The 17,881-nt window shown below is 56.8% G+C and carries 15 protein-coding genes and 1 tRNA gene; 10 read left to right on the top strand and 6 right to left on the bottom strand.

Annotation, left to right across the window (positions count from 1 at the left end; all coding sequences use genetic code 11):
* Window positions 1-7 precede the first annotated feature (7 nt).
* Together sctV and NTD80_RS30650 are read right to left on the bottom strand one after the other, a co-directional pair.
* Window positions 8-2,101 (bottom strand): type III secretion system export apparatus subunit SctV, encoded by a 2,094-nt coding sequence (gene sctV, locus NTD80_RS30645; protein WP_262135880.1) that lies wholly within the window; start codon window positions 2,099-2,101, stop codon window positions 8-10.
* The gene (locus NTD80_RS30650) at window positions 2,098-3,162 is read right to left on the bottom strand and encodes a TyeA family type III secretion system gatekeeper subunit (RefSeq protein WP_262135913.1); all 1,065 of its coding nucleotides are present in this window, start codon (window positions 3,160-3,162) and stop codon (window positions 2,098-2,100) included. The genes sctV and NTD80_RS30650 overlap by 4 nt, the downstream gene beginning before the upstream one ends.
* Before the next feature lie 271 nt (window positions 3,163-3,433).
* Between NTD80_RS30650 and NTD80_RS30655 the strand changes: the two genes are divergently transcribed.
* A complete protein-coding gene (locus NTD80_RS30655) occupies window positions 3,434-3,985 on the top strand; it encodes an RNA polymerase sigma factor (RefSeq protein ID WP_065900458.1) in 552 nt (183 codons plus the stop codon).
* 43 nt (window positions 3,986-4,028) lie between these two features.
* Here NTD80_RS30655 and NTD80_RS30660 read toward each other — a convergent pair whose 3' ends face one another.
* Window positions 4,029-5,225 (bottom strand): MFS transporter, encoded by a 1,197-nt coding sequence (locus NTD80_RS30660; RefSeq protein WP_120447581.1) that lies wholly within the window; start codon window positions 5,223-5,225, stop codon window positions 4,029-4,031.
* 270 nt (window positions 5,226-5,495) lie between these two features.
* On the opposite strand from NTD80_RS30660, the gene NTD80_RS30665 reads away from it, so the two are divergent.
* From NTD80_RS30665 to NTD80_RS30675, 3 genes are all read left to right on the top strand, one after another.
* Window positions 5,496-5,572, top strand: a tRNA-Met gene (locus tag NTD80_RS30665).
* 218 nt (window positions 5,573-5,790) lie between these two features.
* Entirely contained in the window at window positions 5,791-7,143 is a 1,353-nt protein-coding gene (locus tag NTD80_RS30670; protein WP_262135881.1) for a PBS lyase, read from the top strand.
* Between the two features lie 416 nt (window positions 7,144-7,559).
* Entirely contained in the window at window positions 7,560-8,612 is a 1,053-nt protein-coding gene (locus tag NTD80_RS30675) for a DUF1176 domain-containing protein (RefSeq protein WP_262135882.1), read from the top strand.
* Window positions 8,613-8,683: 71 nt separating this feature from the next.
* On the opposite strand, the gene NTD80_RS30680 is transcribed toward NTD80_RS30675, so the two are convergent.
* From NTD80_RS30680 to NTD80_RS30690, 3 genes are read right to left on the bottom strand one after another with little or no spacing between them, the layout of a single operon-like run.
* Entirely contained in the window at window positions 8,684-9,340 is a 657-nt protein-coding gene (locus NTD80_RS30680; protein ID WP_262135883.1) for a hypothetical protein, read from the bottom strand.
* Entirely contained in the window at window positions 9,337-10,809 is a 1,473-nt protein-coding gene (locus NTD80_RS30685) for a M48 family metallopeptidase (RefSeq protein WP_262135884.1), read from the bottom strand. Before NTD80_RS30685 ends, NTD80_RS30680 begins: the two co-directional genes overlap by 4 nt.
* A 3-nt stretch (window positions 10,810-10,812) precedes the next feature.
* The gene (locus NTD80_RS30690; RefSeq protein WP_262135885.1) at window positions 10,813-11,241 is read right to left on the bottom strand and encodes a hypothetical protein; all 429 of its coding nucleotides are present in this window, start codon (window positions 11,239-11,241) and stop codon (window positions 10,813-10,815) included.
* 160 nt (window positions 11,242-11,401) lie between these two features.
* Here NTD80_RS30690 and NTD80_RS30695 point away from each other — a divergent pair, with 160 nt between their 5' ends.
* The 6 genes from NTD80_RS30695 (at window position 11,402) to NTD80_RS30720 (ending at window position 17,872) form a co-directional block, all read left to right on the top strand.
* Complete coding sequence (locus NTD80_RS30695) at window positions 11,402-12,349, top strand: helix-turn-helix transcriptional regulator (protein WP_262135914.1); 948 nt, start codon at window positions 11,402-11,404, stop codon at window positions 12,347-12,349.
* A 730-nt stretch (window positions 12,350-13,079) separates the two neighbouring features.
* On the top strand, window positions 13,080-14,108 hold the full coding sequence (locus NTD80_RS30700; RefSeq protein WP_262135886.1) for a ParA family protein: 1,029 nt from the start codon (window positions 13,080-13,082) through the stop codon (window positions 14,106-14,108).
* 2 nt (window positions 14,109-14,110) lie between these two features.
* A complete protein-coding gene (locus NTD80_RS30705; protein ID WP_262135887.1) occupies window positions 14,111-15,049 on the top strand; it encodes an SIR2 family protein in 939 nt (312 codons plus the stop codon).
* 727 nt (window positions 15,050-15,776) lie between these two features.
* On the top strand, window positions 15,777-16,103 hold the full coding sequence (locus NTD80_RS30710; protein WP_262135888.1) for a DUF2388 domain-containing protein: 327 nt from the start codon (window positions 15,777-15,779) through the stop codon (window positions 16,101-16,103).
* A gap of 59 nt (window positions 16,104-16,162) precedes the next feature.
* On the top strand, window positions 16,163-16,996 hold the full coding sequence (locus NTD80_RS30715; protein ID WP_262135889.1) for a DMT family transporter: 834 nt from the start codon (window positions 16,163-16,165) through the stop codon (window positions 16,994-16,996).
* Between the two features lie 96 nt (window positions 16,997-17,092).
* Entirely contained in the window at window positions 17,093-17,872 is a 780-nt protein-coding gene (locus NTD80_RS30720; protein ID WP_262135890.1) for a PhzF family phenazine biosynthesis protein, read from the top strand.
* Window positions 17,873-17,881: the final 9 nt, after the last annotated feature.

Raw genomic sequence — 17,881 nt, forward strand, 5'->3', positions numbered from 1 at the left:
CAATGACTCATGCCACCGCACCACGCATGAGTTCGTCCTGGCCCAGGTCGATACGTCCGAGCACTTTGACTTTGGAGGTGCTGCTCAACTCGGCAAACGACAGCACCGGAACATGGTTGAATTCTTCCAGCAGCAGAGTGCGCAAAGGGCTGCGCAGGTCCTGCGAGACCAGCATCACACTCTTGCTTTTTGCCCTTATCGCAAAGGCCTGATTGAGCAGGTTGATCAACGCCGCGCTGTAATCGTCCTCAAGGGCGAAGAACACGCCGGTCTGGGTTTGGCGAAGCGCCTCGCGCAGGATGTTTTCCGAATGCGGCGACAGCAACCAGGCATGCAGCCCGTCGGCCTCTCGGTACTGATGGAAGATCTGCGCCTTGAGGGCGATGCGCGCATAGTCGGCCAGGGCTTCCGGTTCACGCTCATGCTGGCCGTACTCGATCAGTGACTCGACAATCAGCCGCACGGCCCGCAGTGGCACGCCTTCGCCGGCCAGGCGTTGCAACACCGCCGAGAAACGCGACAGCGGCATGATGCGCTGCAGCTCCTGCACCAGCTCCGGCTGGTTATGCTCCAGCCAGCCGAGGATCGACTTGCTCTCCTGGATCCCCAGGAACTGCGGCCCGCTGAGCATCATGGCTTTTTTCATGCGCTCGAGGATCAGCTCCGTCGACGTGAAGCGCTCCAATTGCGGGTCATCCAGCAACGGATCATCGGGCGCCAGCCAGACCCAGCCCTGTTCATCGCGATCGACCAGGCCCGGTATTCCATCAGCCGGCTCAACCGTCAGCGCCTGGCTGTCGACCGCCAGGCGACTGACGACCGACGCCTTGACCATCGGCACTTCATGCACACAAAACCGCATCTCATCGTCGGCCAGGGTGTCATCGAGTTCGACTTCAAATGGCGGCAACGTCAGGCCGATGTTGGCGACCAGTGAATTTCGAGACTGGCGGATGCCATGGATAAGCTCGGTGACCTCGGGCGTCCCGCGCAGCGCCGCGGGAAATTGCAGCAGGTAGGGTCGCGAAGGATCGAACCCGCGAAGATCCTCCTGGCCATTTTCTTCGGGACGAACCGCCGGAGCCGCCTCAGCGGCGGGCTTAGCCTCTTGCTGACGCTTGCGCATCAGGTAATAACCCAGGCCGCCGGTGATCAGCGAAATGAAGATAAATACCCCGGTCGGCATACCGGGGACAATTGCAAACGCGAGCATGCCCACCGACGCAATCATCCAACTCTTGGGCTCACTGGTCATTTGCCGGGCGATTTCCGCGCCCATGTTACTCACCCCCCTGCGTGCATCCGGCGCCACGCGGGTAATGATCATGCCGGCGGTCAGGGAGATCAGCAGTGCCGGAATCTGTGCTATCAGGCCATCGCCGATGGTCAACACCGAGTACAACGCCATCGAATCAGCGGCACTCAAGCCGTGCTGGAACATACCCGTGGAGAAGCCGCCCAACAGGTTGACGACCACGATGATCAAACCGGCGACGGCGTCACCCTTGACGAACTTCATGGCGCCATCCATAGCCCCGAACAATTGGCTCTCGCGGGACAGCTGCTCACGCTTGTCGCGTGCCTGTGCTCCGTCGATCAGACCCGCCCGCAAGTCACTGTCGATCGACATCTGCTTGCCGGGCATGGCATCCAGGCTGAACCGCGCGGCGACCTCGGCGACCCGCTCCGAGCCCTTGGTGATCACGAGGAAGTTGACCAGGGTCAGGATCAGGAAGATCACCATCCCCACCGCCAGGTTGCCCCCCACCACGAAATTGCCGAAGGCCTCGACGATGTCTCCAGCGTCCTGTTCCAGCAGGATCAGGCGCGTGGTCGCAATCGACAGCGCCAGGCGAAACATAGTGGTCAACAGCAGGATCGACGGAAACGAGGAGAACGCCAGGGGCCCCGGCAGGTACAGCGCCAATACGATCAACAGACAGGAAATGCAGATATTCAGCGCGATCAGAATGTCCACCAGCCAGGTAGGCAGCGGCACGATAAAGATGAAGACGATGGCCAGGACCACGACAGCGCCCAGCACTTCGGCGCGCTGGGCAACTTTAAGCAATACACGGTTGATGGCCAGTAGCACGGTCACGCCAGGGACCTCGGCACCACGGTAAACCGTGTGCGCCCGCGCAGGTGCAGGTCCAACTCGTCCATCACGGCCATGAACCGTTGCAGGGTGTCCTGGCGTACTTGCCTGTCAGGCCACAAGGCCAAGGGCAACTGCTTGAACAGCGGATGAAGCGCGTGAAGGGCGACCAGTTGACGCAAGGCCGGACCACCGCCCAGGTCATGGCCGAAGGTCAGGAGTTCAGTGGAGTCGATGCCGCTACCGGCGTAAGTCAGCATGCGCTGCAACAGCTCCACCGGGTCATGCGCGATGGCCAGGCGCTCGATCAATGCCCGACAACCGGCCCACACGCCATTCAACTGCCCGCAGCTGTTGAGACTCAGCAACAAGGTGCGCAACAACGGCAGCGGCCTCGACGACACCAATGCCGCAATATCATCCGCCAAGGCCCTGCGCATCGACTGGAGGCCAACATGAAACCGCTCGCCACCGTAGAGCCTGAGCAGTTCCTTCATCATCAGGGTCGGGGATTGACGCACGACCACGCTGGCGTAGTAGAGCATGCGCAGCTCCTGACGCGCCTGCGGATCGAGACCGGCCGCCCGCAATGACAAGGCGGTGTTCAGGCCCGCCTGGATTTCGCCTTTGAACCCGACCTCCAGCCTGGCAATGGCCTCGCGCGCCAGGGCCGCCTCGGTCGGGCGCGCTTCAGCGTCCGCCTGGGCCGCCACATGCTTGAGGACCACGAACGCGCGTGCAGGGTCTCCGCCCGTGAGCGCGAGCAGCTTGGTCACCGCAGGCTGTTGTTGCAATTGCAGCCTGAGGCGAAGCGAAATAGATGCCAGGGTCGCCTGCGCCGGGTGCCCCAGTTGTTCGTAAAGCTGAATGATCTGTTGGATCGGGGGCACACGCGTGCCTATCTTCCGCTCGCCCAACAAGCGCTGATTGACTTCCACTTCCTGACTGAACAGATACGCGAGCTCATCCACCCCTTTGTCGGGCACCGGCACGGAGGTCTTACTGATGACGGGTGAGTCAAGGCGCGGGATGGCGTGCACATCGCTTTTTGAATTGACGTCTATGGACATAGTGTTCAGACCGGCACAGGAAGAGTGTTTCCCTGTGTGGCGAAACAGATGCATACGGTTCCATTGCATTCCACATCAACGCGCGCTTGAAAAGACTTGCACAAAGCCTCGTCGAGAAGTGCAAGAACTTGCTCAAAATCGACTCAATTCAAGATATTTCTATATATAAATCAATGCTTTATTAGGTTTTTCATGATTGGCACAGGCAGTGCTAACGGGTTCCTGTCGACATCCTTTCGACTGCGTCTACCCAAAGGAAAACATCATGAATATCCCTATTGATGCTTTAGCTCATCTCGTTGGCAGCTCGCCTCAATTCATGCTCCACCTGACCGACGACCAGCAAAAAAAACTCCGGCGTTTCATTCACAAGCGCGTGCTCAATCCGGAAGATGCGGACGACCTTCTGCAATTGACCTACCTTGAAGCCTGGCGCAATCGCGAACGGTTCAGCGGCACGGCAACCCTCAGCACCTGGATGTGCGGCATCGCGCAGAACCTGATCCGCAATCACTTTCGGCGCATGTATGCCAAGCCTGTGCATTGCGAATTCGATGAGTCGCTGTGGCATGGCCAGGAAGAAAACAACAGTCTGGATTGGGAGTTCGAGGTCAACCGCCGCCTGGAAAATACCCTGAGCGCGATTGACCACCTGCCGCCCGAAATGCGTAAAACGCTGTACGCCTCGCTGGAAACCGACGGCAGCTACCAGGACACTGCCGACGTGCTGGACATTCCGATCGGTACCGTTCGCTCACGCCTGTCGCGGGCACGCGAACAACTCAAACGCGTCACCCGCAATTCGACCTACCCGTAGCACAAGCCTGGTGTTGGGCGGCAGGGATATCTGCCCAACTCCCTCAGGACTTGCGGGTACGCGGCAGGAAGATCGCCAGCAGCCCGAACAACGGCAAGAACGAGCACAGCGTGTACACGTACTCGATACCATGAATGTCTGCCAAGTGCCCGAGCAGCGCCGCGCCGATCCCACCGAAGCCGAACATCAGCCCGAAGAACACCCCCGCAATCATCCCCACATTGCCCGGCACCAACTCCTGCGCATAGACCACGATGGCCGAGAATGCCGAGGCCAGCACGAAGCCGATGATCACGCTGAGCACGCTGGTCCAGAACAAGTCCACGTGAGGCATCAACAAGGTAAAGGGCGCCGCGCCAAGGATCGAAAACCAGATCACCGCCTTACGGCCGATCTTGTCGCCAATCGGCCCGCCAAAGAACGTCCCCGCCGCCACTGCACCGAGAAACAGGAACAGATGCAACTGCGAGCTGGCGACCGACAGGTCGAACTTTTCGATCAGGTAAAAGGTGAAGTAACTGGTGATGCTGGCCATGTAGAAATACTTGGAAAACACCAGCAGGCCCAGCACCACCAACGCGCTCATGACGCGCTTTTTCGACAGGCCATGAGTGGCCGCCTGGCCGGCCTTGAGCTTGAACAGATTGAGGTGGTTGCGGTACCAACGGCTGATGGCATACAGCACCACCAGCGCAAAAATTGCGAACAGGCCGAACCACGCCACATTGCCTTGCCCGAAAGGGATGATGATCGCTGCCGCCAGCAACGGGCCGAATGCAGAACCGGCATTCCCGCCAACCTGGAACGTCGACTGCGCCAGGCCATAGCGCCCGCCCGAAGCCAGCCGCGCCACACGGGAGGCTTCCGGGTGAAAGGTCGAGGAGCCGATACCGATCAGGCCGGCCGCCAGCAATATCAGCGGGAAACTGCCCACCTGGGACATCATCAGAATGCCCACCAGGGTGCAGATCATCCCGCATGGCAATAGAAACGGCTGCGGACGCCGGTCGGTGTAATAGCCCACCCACGGTTGCAACAATGACGCGGTGAGCTGGAAGGTCAGGGTAATCAGCCCGACCTGGGTGAATGTCAGGCCGTAGCTGGCCTTGAGCATCGGATAAATAGACGGCAGCACCGACTGGATCAGGTCGTTGATCAAATGGGCCAGCGCCACCGCGCCGATGATGCGCATCACCAGCGGACTGGTCTGTCCGGTGGTCGTGGGGGTGTTCAAAGCCATGGGAAGGTTTCCGTACCGCAGGGGAAGTGCACAGGTGCAGGTGCGACAATGTGCCACTTTTGCCGGTGGGAAGGCTATCCCGTTAGCACGCTAACGACTGCGCGCCCCCTGACAGTCGCAAGCGCGACGGATGCACTGCACGCCACCGCGAATTGGCGCACCACTCGTCGCCAGATCCGCCCATTCAGGTTAAACAGTTGAAAGCGTAGATAAAAATTCAAAATAAACGCTTGACGCATTGTCGTTCTACGCGAATAATGCGCGCCACTTGGCTACATAGCTCAGTTGGTTAGAGCATAGCATTCATAATGCTGGGGTCCGGGGTTCAAGTCCCTGTGTAGCCACCAAGTACCGATCCATAGATGTCTACAGCAGTCTATGAATCACCTCAAGAAGCCCGCCTCGTGCGGGCTTTCTTGTTTCTGGCTATCTCTCCTTGTATCCCCCCCTATACCATCCCCCGGTGTATCCCCCACAAATAATTAAACCGAAGGGACAAGTCCACCACCTCGTACGGTTACCATCTGTCAAAACGCCCGCGTAAGCGTATAGAAAAGGTTGAAGCATGACCTCCATAGAGAAGTGGCTAGATAGACTGAGGAACAAACCAGTACCTGCTTCCTCATGGTCTGAAAATCGACGCAACGAAGCCTTGGAACTACTCAAAAATGCCAAGAGTAAAGAGACCTGGGTAGAACTCAGCTCCCACTACAACGGTTTCATTCGAGAAGTCGCAGTCAGGGAACTGTGCAGCCACCCGTCTCCGGAAGCGTTAGTGGCTTTGATAAATCGGCTGAATGATTGGGTTCCGCAGATTCGCGATTTGGCGTTAGTCGGCATGAATCACTATCTGTCGACATCCCAGACTCAAGCGTTGTTATTTGCGCTGGAGCCTCTTATGGCGCTGGCTGCGCGGCAGAGAGCCGATCATGGCCCCACGTTAAAATCCGTACGCGATGTACTACAGTCGCCCGAAATCCAAGATGAGGTCTACGCAAATTTCCTTACCCGGCAAGGAAAAGCTGCGCGCTATCTGTTTGCGCTTTTGCTGGAAAAAAATACCGCACCAGAAGCCCTTCTACGTAGCGCCCTGGCTCATCGTGAGCTGACCGTAAGGCTAGCAGCCGTGCCTGCATGCCAGGAGCTGCCAGTTGCGCAAGCTTCGCCATTGCTGCTTGAAGCCTTGTCGCAGCCAGGAGCCAAAGTGCGGGTCTGCGTACTACGCGCGCTGCTCCCATTGCTCGACAATCCAAGGCAGCTTTTACGCCAGGCCTTGCTGGATGCATCGCCCTCGATCCGTAGCCTGGCACGCTTTGAGGCACCCCGTAATAACGTCGACACACTGGCGGTGCTATCAGAACGGGTGAACCAGGATCTGCCCACAGGGAAAGGTGATTGGCTCGGTGTTCTTGGCCTGGCAGCAGAGCTTAACGCCGACCTCGACGAACGATGGCTGACACAAGCGCTACGTTCCAGTTATTCCACCGTACGGCATGCGGCTGTGCGCCTGCTCGGGGATGACCAATTGCCCGAACTGTTTGAGGCGCTTGATGATCCGTCGGACAAAGTGTTTCGCGCTGCGGTGACGGCGCTAGACAAACAACCATGGAGTTCCGTGAGTGCGGGAGTGGGCGCAAAGTTAGATCAAGACTGGCATGAACTGTCGACAGCCCGCCGCCAAGCGATACTTCAATTAAAGCCGGGATGGCAACAGGTGGCATATCTGTTGGAACGGCTCGACACAGAGCCCGTTGTGAACGTTTTCTGGCTTCGTCAAGTTGAGCAATGGTGCGATCGTCAATATCAGATTGTCGACCCGGTAACGTCGAAAATTGAGCGAGGAGTGCTGGTGAAAAAGCTTCAGGCCTTGGCCGCAGGAGGCCTCATCCGCAGCGATATTGTTGCCCGCATAGTTTGATGACTGGGGTGTAAACGGCGTATTACCGCTTAACTCGTGACTCGATACCCACCTGGTTGCCATCTATCACAGTGATCTCCGTCACCGAGTCGCCCGCCACCCGCCAATCTTGATAATTGTTAACAGGGTTATCGGCTGGCCAACCTCTTAAGGGACTGCTTTTGGCCGGCAGCGCTCATTGTCGAACGGCGGCCAAAAGCCATCGCTCACCCTCTAAGAGATCCCGGTCGCGATGCGAGGACAGCTTCTGCTACCGGAACCGTCGGGACAGAGCGTCGCAGCGTGCTTATCCGCTGGCTGGAAGACCGTGCCGATTGTCCCAGGCGATATTTCTGTTGTGTGTAACGGCCATGCAATAGGTATTCGCGAAGAACCCTGCCCTAATAGAGTTTTTCCAGTCTACAGGCACCTGTTTGATGACCCGACTCCCTCTCATATTCCTGATGGCTGCTGCAGTTACCAGTGCGAACGCCGCCGATGATGTCCCTTTGGAGCGTTCTATCAAGGACTGGGTTATCGGCTGTGATAACACGCGTACCTGCACGGCTATCGGTGCCGTCCCGGAGCGCGACGATATCGGCATCTCGACGTTCAGCCTGCGTGTAACGCGTGAAGCCGGCCGGCAGGGCAACTTGCGGGTAGGCGTGTTCAGCTACAACGCCACCCGTGGTCAACCCACACTCGATGGCAAACCGCTGAAAAATCGATTCGAGCCAGGCGAACGCAAAGAAGGTGAGGTATCTGAGGTGTTTGCTCTGACCGGATCAAATGCCGACGCCTTGATTGCAGAGTTGCGCAACGGGCGGGAGTTGACTTTACCCATTGAGGGTGGCACCTCCGTCGCCTCGCTAAACGGGATGAGCGCGGCGCTTTTGCTGATCGACTCGGTTCAGGGGCGGGTTGGCACACAGGACGCACTGATTTCCAAGGGGCAGGCGCCCGCCAGCAGCGTGCCGCAAGCACCTGCTGCACCGCCGGTGCCGAGTTGGCAGGCACCCGTTGCGCTTACCCCGGACAGGGCAAAAGAGGTCGCGGATGCAGTGGTGGCTGCCACGCGCAAGGAGTGGCAGGAGGATCTGAATGAAGGCGTTGCGCCAAAAGCAAACGCCTATGCCTTGAGTGCAGATCAAGCGCTGGTGATCATCGAAACCGGCTGTGGGGCATACAACTGTTTCTACAATATCTACCAGGCGCCCCTGGACCACCCTGAGCAGGCGCGCCCAGCGCGGGTCGCCGAAGTGCCAAATCTGTCGGAAAGAGAGCCCAACGGCCTCGTCGATTTTGATCCGGCCACGGGTGCACTGAGCAGCCAGGCAATGGCGATGGGCATGGGCGGTTGTGGTACTTCGCTGCGCTGGCGCTACGACGGTAACGGTTTCACGCTGACGCATGCGGCTGAAATGAACACCTGCATGGGGCTGGAGCAGATTTATTGGCCTGTGCTGTGGCGTACCGAGGCAAGCCGCTGAAACTGTCGAATACATCAGTGTGGCGAGGACGCGAGCGCCCTCGTCACACACCGGTGTAGCCCCTTCCCCCTTCAGGAAGCCTTCAACGCCCGCAACTCACCTTCTACACGCGCCGCGTTGCAGTAGGTGTCCAGCATCTCCAGCACTTGTTCGCCGGTGAGGACTTTACCGTTCAGTTGCAGGCCGAACAGCGTCAGGCATATCTGTGGCTCCCGGGAGCGCTTGATCTTGACGTGAGGCATCAGTGGGCCCGCGGCGTTTTTGCAGGCGGGCAGCGGGGCGCCCTCGCGCAATGTCAGCGTGATCCATAGCTTGACTCGGCCCTCTTTGATGTGGATATCGCCGATATCCAGCAGATCGATGTCTGCATCAAGGTTGCGAAACCACAAGTGGCTATGGGTCAGGCGCATCAGGATTTCTTCGCCGGCCCGCCGGTGCAGCCACACCCCGCTGAGCAAGACCAACGCCACGATTGCAAAAATGCCTCCCATGAACGCGTTTTTGCCATCCCACGCACTCCCGCCAGCCATCACGAAAGCGAACACTGAAAAGAGCAACAGGGTGCGGCGCACCTTGCGTGGGTAGGCCAGTTCGGTGACTGGGGGAACCTCGGCCAACCACTCCTCGCGTTCCTGGATGGCCGCCTGCAACTGATCGCCAGTGTGCTGATTAAAATCCTCAGTGAGGGATTGGGCCAGGCTGGCCAGTGGATCATCAGGGTGGTTCATACCGGTACTCCATTCTTGTTGGCATCTTCAGCCGACTGCGGATCATGAGTGAGTTGACTGAACCACTGCCGGTCGTGCGCGGTGGGCGTCCGTGTTGCCTGGGCCAGCAACTGGTCGTCGAGAACCACACCCAGTTGCTGCAGGCGCACGGCAGTGGGGGGATGGGTATCGAACGGATGAGCGATCGCGTGATCCATCACCGCCTCGTTCAAGATCACCGGAGCCTGGCGAAGGTGTTCTGCTAACGCCTGGATCAAGTTGGTGTGGGTACGCTGGCCAAGCAGTTTGTTGACTTCGGCATCAAGGGCGATGACGCGCAGCAGCGCCTGGCAAAAGAGTCGCTCGCCGGCAATTTGCGCGCCGACCTTATCCGCCACCAGTTCCTGCGCACGGCTCCAGTGGTGCACGGCAATCTGGAAGTGATGCAAAAAGCGCCACGTCATCCAGATCGCCGGACGTTCGATCCAGGACGGCATGTCATCCACCGCACTGATGTTCAGGAAATGCATGTACATCAGGCTGAACCGCGCCCCAGCTTCACTGCCACGCTCAGTGTCGCGGCTGCTGAAGTGGCCAAGCTCATGGCCGATAATCGAGGCTGCTTCTTCCTGGCTCAAGGTCGACAGGAAAGTCAGTGGCAGGTACATCGTACGGCCCGTCAACAGTTGCCCCGAGGGTTGCAGGGCCACCTGGACGCTGGTGACGAAAAACGATTGGTCGACCCCAATCACGATGTGGTCTGGCACAGGCGCGCGGGTGACGGCTGCCAGTTTTTCGATCCATGCCCATAAGGCCGGGGCGCTGGCCCGGCTGATTGAACGCCCCAGAAACCCGGATTGCGGCGTTTCCATATCCTGCCATTGCCGACGCAGGCGCCCGATCAATAGCACGCCCAGGTACAGCATCACCAGCAAGGGCACAACGACCAGCAGTATCACCATGCCGCTGTTCTGGCGGTTGCTCCAGCCCCAGCTGACTTCATACAGCAGGGCCATTGCCAACGACCCCACAATCAACCCGGTGTAGACCACCAGCCACCGTCCCAGCGCACGCCAACTCAGGACCAGGCGATCATAAAGAAAGTCCCGCGAGCGCAGCGCGCGCCAGGCATCCAGCCGCAGTTTCACCCAGGTAGCGGAGCCTGCCAGCACGGCCGCGACTGCCAGCCAGTAGCCAAGAAACGCCAAGACCTGGCGCATGTGCACCCAACCCTGGTCAGCATCGGCCCGAGCGACCTCACGCTGCAGGTAGCCGCGCAGACTGTCGTCCGAGAGCGCCGGCGTTGTGCGCCATTGTTGCGGCAGTTTCTGCCTCAATTCATCGCTCGGGCTGGCGAGCCATTGGCGCATCACCTGCGCTTCTTCCAGGGTGCTGTCGGCCCGCCAGCTTTGAATGCTGCTCCAACCCATCAGCACCAGCGGCAGCAGCAACATCGCCAGGCCCCATGACCATCGTCTCAACAGACTCATGGCTCAGTTCGCCTGGAGATAGTCAGTGAGAAACGCTTGCGCATTGCCCTGACTCGCCAGGGCTTCGTTATAGGCGACGGCCAGCGCTTTTGCTTCGCCTGGCAAGTACAGTTCTCCCCAGCCATTTTGCAGAATCAGTACGACGAACTTCTGACCGTCTACCGTGGTGTAATAGCGCGTGTCCTTGCTGGTCTTCTCGACAGACATCTTTTGAATTTTCAGATTCCAGTCGTGGTCAGCCCCTTCCACCTGCACCAGTGCCTGATTTTCTTCACGCGCCCCGATACGCAGTGTCCAGACTTTCACCCCGGCCTCACCCGAATACGCAGCGACCTTATCTGCTACGTCTGGGCGATCTTGAGCGAAGGTATTGCCCGTTATGACGGCCAACACCATGCTTAGCACGGCAGCCCATTTGCGAAAAATCAGCATACTCAGATTCCTTGAATTTCATGGCCAACCATTGAAATTCACCCTCAGCGATCTGCCAACCGTGCAGGCCGTTGCGCACAACTATAAGGCTGCGGTTCACAACGACACCTGACGGGGTACAATGCGGCGGACATGCAAGGAAGTGATCAAGCCCTTCTCGATGAAACGCCAGAATCCTTATCTTGATACGCACTTTTCTTTCGATCACCCGGGCGCTCTGGATCAAGCCGGCGTATTCGACGACAGCGCTCGTCAGGTTGTTGGCTCAGCCGTCGGCCACTACCGGGCACGAACAGTGCGGGCAGATCTGCAGTATTTCGACTGTGATTTGCAGTTCCCCGAGCCGCTGACTATCCACAAGATATTGCCCGACAGTGTGTGCATCGTGCATGTGCTCGGCGGACAGTGGCAGCATCGGGTCGACGGTGTGCTCAATGAATACACCACTGGTGCAGTCCATGCGCTGGGGCTGAGTGAAAGTATGGAGACCGTCGATCAACTGCCCGCCGGCAGTCATGCGCGTATGGCCGGACTGCGTATCGCCGGCGATTATTTGCGCGAGCTGTCCGAGGAAGACTCATCACTCCAGCCCTTACTCAGTCTGCTTAACGACGGCATTCAGTTTTCGACGCTTCGCGGCTGTCCTGCGCTGGGGCGTTTGCTGGAGCGCATTTACTACTCTCCGTACCGTGGAGCTCTGGAGCGCCTCAATCAGGAAAGCCTGAGTCTGGCAGCACTGATAGAGTTGGCCACGCACCTTGCTCCCCATTCGGCCAAGCCGCTGCCTGCCGTGCGCGGTCAGGCAGACTTGGCCCATGAAGCGCGCTTTCAACTTGATGCAAACCTCATTGACCCTCCCGGTACTCAAGCGCTGGCCCGAAGCCTGGGGGTGGGAGAAACCACGTTGCGCAGGGCGTTCAGTCAAATCTACGGCCAATCGATGCTGGATTATGTGCGCCAGCAACGCATGGAACTTGCTCGCGACTTGCTTCGCCAGCGCAGGTGGCAGGTGGCGCAAATTGCCTACCGTCTGGGCTACGCCAATCCCGCAAACTTCAACCATGCATACAAGGCCTACTTTGGTCACCCACCAGGCGCCGAACGCTAGAAACAAGCAACAGGATCTGATGTGGGCGCCATTACATTGAAGTGTATTTGCTGTTCCGGCTTTGAGCCGAAACCTTCCAGTATCCGCCTAGGTATCCACGAATTGATGCTGAGCCAAGATGGAGACCGAGGGCGGTGACCGCCGTTAGTGACCACTTCGCATCATGATGCCCGACTCGCGAAACAACTCCATGGAAGGCTCGCGTCAAGTGGTGGTCGACACTTTTTCGCGCAGTGCTTCGCGCACGCACGTCGCGCACTTGGTCAATGCGCAAAGCCATCCGCCAGCGAAGTCTCCAGCAGCACATTCACTCACTGGGAGCCGTGTAAAAGCTGATGTAACAGCAGATCGAATTGTTGAAGATCGGGGGCACATGATGCCAGCGCGAGGATGTAGACGCCCCAGCGCCAGCAATGCCCCGCCGGTTCAATGAGCAACAATTGCGCACCGCTATTACGCATTCTGGATGCGCACAGGCAGCGGGTTCGCACTGAGGTTCGCACTTCCGCTTCGCAACCATAAAGGCGCGAACCAGGCCGCCCACCGCAGATCAAAAAATTTGATTACCAGGCACTGGTTTCAACTGGAAATTACTCCGTTTTCGGAAAATCTGATGAATTGGCTACGTGGCTCTGTCCAGTCTCTCTTCCCCCGGCTGTAAAGAGGTAGTACCCAAAATGCTTTTTGCTAGCGTACGATAGGTTTTTTCGATGCCGTGAGATCTGATCCTATGCCTCAAACGAACGTTAAAAAGTCAGGCGACCAGCGAACAAAGTCAATATGCTTTTTTAACAATAAGGGTGGAGTGGGAAAGACTACCCTTGTGGCAAACCTTGCCGCAGAACTCAGTTTAAATCATGGATGCAACGTTTTAGTTATTGATGCCGACCCACAATGCAACCTAACTCAGTATGTCTTGCCAGATGAAGAATTTCTCAAAATATACGGCTCATTAGATCCGCAAACCATATACAGCGTGATTCATCCCTTGTCGACAGGCAAAGGCTACAGAACAAATTTGCCGATACTAAAATCAAAGAATTTTGGATTCGACATTATAATTGGCGACCCCCGCCTTGCGCTTAAAGAAGATCTCTTGGCGCAAGATTGGAGAGATGCCAAAGCCGGAGGAATCAGAGGTTTAAGAACTACTTTGGTGTTTCACAACGTCATAGAGCAAACTCAACAATATGACTTCATTTTCTTTGATATGGGGCCATCTCTCGGCGCCATTAACAGAGCCATACTTCTGGCAGTCGACTACTTCTTAGTTCCAATGTCCATTGACATCTTCTCAAGCTGGGCTCTCAAAAATATCGGGGAAGCCGTAAAAGTATGGGAAAAAGATTTGGAATTCGGGATGAAGAATTCTGAAGACCCAACTGAACTACCACAATTAATCAGCAAAAAGTTAAGATTTTTAGGATATGTAACCCAACAGCACAAAGAACGTAAAGAAAAACAGGGCACTCGGATTGTTGAGGCTTACAACCATATCAGTAAACAGCTACCGGCAGTGGTCAGCAAAAACCTTAGTTACTTTTATCCTAAGTCACTAAATCCGCACATAGGAGAGATTAAACATTTGGCCAGTCTTGCGCCAAAATCACAAACTCTTCATCAGCCAATGATCAACGTGAGTGCTCTCGGTAGCTATACATTAATGAGAAAGCAAGCTAGAGAAATTTACAGTACACTTGCTCTACGCTTTCTAGAAAACCTTTCTGTTACAGAGGCCGAACGGACTGAGAGCCAGTAACTATGCGCCCGATCAACCCAGATTTGATTAACGACCTCGCAGAAAGAAGAGCTGCTATATTTATCGGCGCTGGAGTATCCGCTGGAGTCACAACAGTTGCTGGCGGAAGAATAAAGCTATGGTCAAGCTTCTTGGAAGACGCTGCAGACTTGCTTGCTGATAAAAAGCTTAAATCGCATGCGAAGCAGATGATCAAAAGCCAAGATTATTTGATGGCTTGTGAAATGATCAGTCGGGGGATGGGAACTGATGAGTGGAAAAAACTGCTCACTGCTGAATATGCTCAAAGAGGAACACCGACCGAACTGCAAAAAACCTTGATGCAACTAAATCAACGCATCGTGTTAACCACAAACTTCGACCTATACCTCGAAGGCGCATGGAACGACGTAAACAAAAATGCCACACATCATCCGCACATTGTAAAGTCAATAGGCGAAGATTCCTTTCAAGCTTTTAGGGACTCTCAAAGCTATATATTTAAAATCCATGGGTCTATCGACGACATAGATACCATGATTTTCACCAAGAAAGATTATTCAGATAAAGCATATGGAAACTGGGCTTATGCAAAATTCATAGAAACTGTACTTCTTACCCACACAGTACTTTTTGTAGGGTTCTCACTGAGCGACCCAGCAATTTCTCAAGTCATTGAAAATTATGCTCACAATATCCCCAACGCTAGGCCGCACTATATATTTTTGTCAGGTACACACACGGACAAATATGTAGAGATCAATAAAGAGCTTCGAAGGATATTCATCATTCCTTATGACAAGAAGGACAACCATTTAGAACTCACTGAAATATTCAAAAAAATCTCTACGTTAGTAGATAGCCGCCGCAGAGAGCTAAGTATTGAGGTAATGAGATCACTCGAGCCTGCGGAGACTCCACCAGAAGCGGGAGGGCACCTCAACGAGGAGCAAGCACCCTAGCAGCACATCGAAAACAATCTCAACTTATTAGCCATCGATTTTACCTTTGATTTATGTTGAAAGGACTGTTTAAAAACCAATCTAATCTTGGAGAAGGTCGCGGTTACCAAATAGATATTTTCACTGCGGTTTCAAATGTATCGTATGTATCGTAGCGTGATCTACTGGTGACCCGACCAAAGCACCGAATGAACCAGCGGCAATGCCGAGGCTTCTTACGGAGAATCCCGGACATCACCCTCTCGCGCCCCCCATGAATGACCACTACCCTGATCCGGGGTGGTGCTGGCGCAGGAGAATCGCAAGAACTTCTGTGTGATGGAACTGCCACACGGCGCCAGCACCATCGCCGCAAATGCGTGGGGATGGTTCCTCAAAAGTGCGGAGCTAGATAACTGGGCCACTTATGGACTAAACCATCAGTAGTGGTGACATTATGGTTCGTCGGGGATGGAGCAACGAACCTATAAGACTTTTTCAGCCAGCGTGAAACGGGCCAAAAACATCCCAGCAGACAGCGCCGTGTATCCCCAATGTTTATCCCATGAAAATACAAATAAAAAAATCAAACAAAAATAACAATTTACGTACCAGTTCAAATGTCTGAGTACCACCAAGTACTAAAAACGGCTTACCGAAAGGTAGGCCGTTTTTTTATGCCCGCAGAAAAGCACGGCCAACTGCTAAGATCCCGTCCTCTCCCAGCACTAAACGGAATCAGTGTTCGATGGCCGCCAAGTTTCTGCTGCTTGCACTCGCACGCTCAACCCCGCCCCTGCTCGCGCATGCTGCCCAGGGCAGAAGCCCGTTGGAGCGTGCCACGATGGTGACCACGGGCGTGCCGTGCCTGCTCACCGCCGGCACCACGTGGCTGACCTCAAAGCCGTTCGAAAGGCTCGCCGCCGCCAAGCGCGATGCGCTGGCATTCATCGGCTCGGATGGCGATATCCGTAGCGCGCAGTTTGAACTCGCGGTCAGGACCGACCACACGTCCTACCTGGCGCCGCACATGAATGACATGCAACTGGCCCAGGCCATTGCCGTGACCTACTGACAAGCAAACGAGAGATCCCACATGGCGATGGCAATGCTTGATAACGCAAGCCGCAACTCATGAGCCTCGACGTCTTCGCGATCATCATGCTCGGCGCGGCGCTCCACGCTACCTGGAATGCGGTGGTCAAAGGCGGCATAGACAAACTGATGACCACCTGCATGATCGCGTCCGTTGCGTCGTTGATTGCGTTGGCTGTCGTCCCCTTCCTGGCGCTGCCGGCGAAGGAGAGTTGGCCGTTCATCGGTGCCTCGGTGGTTTTGCAGGTGGTGTATTTCGTACTGGTCGCCTCGACTTATCGCATCGCCGACATGAGCCAGACCTACCCGATCATGCGGGGCACCGCGCCGCTGCTGGTGGCCGTGGTCAGCGTGTTGGTGTTGGCCGAGCCATTATCGGCGTCTGCCTGGCTCGGGATTGCGGTGATTTCCCTCGGCATCTTGAGCATGGCTGCCGGCCCTTCGGCCGGGCAGAGAAAAGGGCTGATCCTGGCACTGGTCAACGCCGGCGTGATCGCCGGCTACACGCTCATCGATGGCTGGGGTGTGCGTCAGTCCGGTGCGCCAGCGGCCTACACACTGTGGATTTTCCTGCTCACCGGCCTCCCGCTTGCCGCCTGGGCGTTAGTCACCCGGCGGGTGGAGTTTTGCCGTTACGTCCTGCGCAATGGGCGACTCGGCCTCGTCGGCGGAGCCGGCACGCTGGCGTCCTACGGGCTGGCCCTGTGGGCGATGACGCAGGCCCCCATCGCCACTGTATCGGCGCTGCGGGAAACCTCGATCCTGTTTGGCGTGGTGATCTCGGCGTGGGTGCTCAAGGAACATCTCACGCGAGTGCGCATCGTCGCCGCGTGCATCATTGCCGCCGGCGCAATGGTCTTGCGCCTGGGCTGAATGGGGGCATGCGCGCAAAAAACTGCGCATCTGTATTTTGACGCTCTCCTGAGCCACTGTTAGTGTCCAGCCTCCCCCACACACGGAGTGCCCCGGATGAAACTGGATATCTACCAAGTCGACGCCTTCAGTCAGCACGTCTTCGGCGGCAACCCGGCAGCCGTCTGCCCGCTCACCGAATGGCTGCCCGATGAGCAACTGCACAACATCGCCGCCGAAAACAACCTGTCCGAGACGGCGTTCTTCGTGCCCCGTGGCGAGTTCTACGAGTTGCGCTGGCTGACCCCGGAAGTCGAAGTCGACCTCTGCGGTCATGCTACGTTGGCGGCGGCGTGGGTGCTGATCCATCAATTGGGGAATGCGCCTGACGTGCTGCGCTTTGCCACCCGCAGCGGCGAGCTTCGGGTAACGCGCAATGGCGACGAACTGGCGATGGACTTCCCGGCCAAGCAGCCGCAGCGCTGCGAGCCGCCCAGCGGGATGTTGAGTGCATTAGGGATCGAGAACGCGCACGTATTCGGCACCGATGACTACATCGTCGTGGTCGACGATGAGGCCCAGGTCGCCGCGCTCACGCCAGACTTCGCACGCCTCAAGGGCCTGCCCAAACGCGGCATCGCGGTGACGGCCCAAAGCACCCGGTTTGACTTTATCTCGCGCTGGTTCGGCCCGAACGTGGGCATCAATGAAGACCCGGTCACCGGCTCCGCGCACACCTCGCTGGCGCCACTCTGGGCCGAGCGCCTGGGCAAACAGCAACTCACCGCCGAACAGGGGGGCAAGCGTCGCGGCCAATTGCGTTGCGAGCTCAAGGGCGACCGGGTGATTATTTCCGGCAAGGCCGCGCTGTATATGCAGGGCACTCTTTACCTGTAGAAAAGCACG

Origin of the sequence: Pseudomonas sp. 13B_2.1_Bac1 (assembly GCF_025466155.1) — a bacterium.
Lineage (GTDB): Bacteria > Pseudomonadota > Gammaproteobacteria > Pseudomonadales > Pseudomonadaceae > Aquipseudomonas > Aquipseudomonas aylmerensis.

Bases quoted from the DNA above. Each gene is read 5' to 3' on its own strand.
- NTD80_RS30675 (WP_262135882.1), top strand. From the start codon at position 7,560: ATGACCCGACTCCCTCTCATATTCCTGATGGCTGCTGCAGTTACCAGT.
- NTD80_RS30700 (WP_262135886.1), top strand. From the start codon at position 13,080: ATGCCTCAAACGAACGTTAAAAAGTCAGGCGACCAGCGAACAAAGTCA.
- NTD80_RS30710 (WP_262135888.1), top strand. From the start codon at position 15,777: ATGGCCGCCAAGTTTCTGCTGCTTGCACTCGCACGCTCAACCCCGCCC.
- NTD80_RS30660 (WP_120447581.1), bottom strand. From the start codon at position 5,225: ATGGCTTTGAACACCCCCACGACCACCGGACAGACCAGTCCGCTGGTG.
- NTD80_RS30695 (WP_262135914.1), top strand. From the start codon at position 11,402: ATGAAACGCCAGAATCCTTATCTTGATACGCACTTTTCTTTCGATCAC.
- NTD80_RS30705 (WP_262135887.1), top strand. From the start codon at position 14,111: ATGCGCCCGATCAACCCAGATTTGATTAACGACCTCGCAGAAAGAAGA.
- NTD80_RS30685 (WP_262135884.1), bottom strand. From the start codon at position 10,809: ATGAGTCTGTTGAGACGATGGTCATGGGGCCTGGCGATGTTGCTGCTG.
- NTD80_RS30715 (WP_262135889.1), top strand. From the start codon at position 16,163: ATGAGCCTCGACGTCTTCGCGATCATCATGCTCGGCGCGGCGCTCCAC.
- NTD80_RS30655 (WP_065900458.1), top strand. From the start codon at position 3,434: ATGAATATCCCTATTGATGCTTTAGCTCATCTCGTTGGCAGCTCGCCT.
- NTD80_RS30680 (WP_262135883.1), bottom strand. From the start codon at position 9,340: ATGAACCACCCTGATGATCCACTGGCCAGCCTGGCCCAATCCCTCACT.
- NTD80_RS30690 (WP_262135885.1), bottom strand. From the start codon at position 11,241: ATGCTGATTTTTCGCAAATGGGCTGCCGTGCTAAGCATGGTGTTGGCC.
- NTD80_RS30670 (WP_262135881.1), top strand. From the start codon at position 5,791: ATGACCTCCATAGAGAAGTGGCTAGATAGACTGAGGAACAAACCAGTA.
- NTD80_RS30720 (WP_262135890.1), top strand. From the start codon at position 17,093: ATGAAACTGGATATCTACCAAGTCGACGCCTTCAGTCAGCACGTCTTC.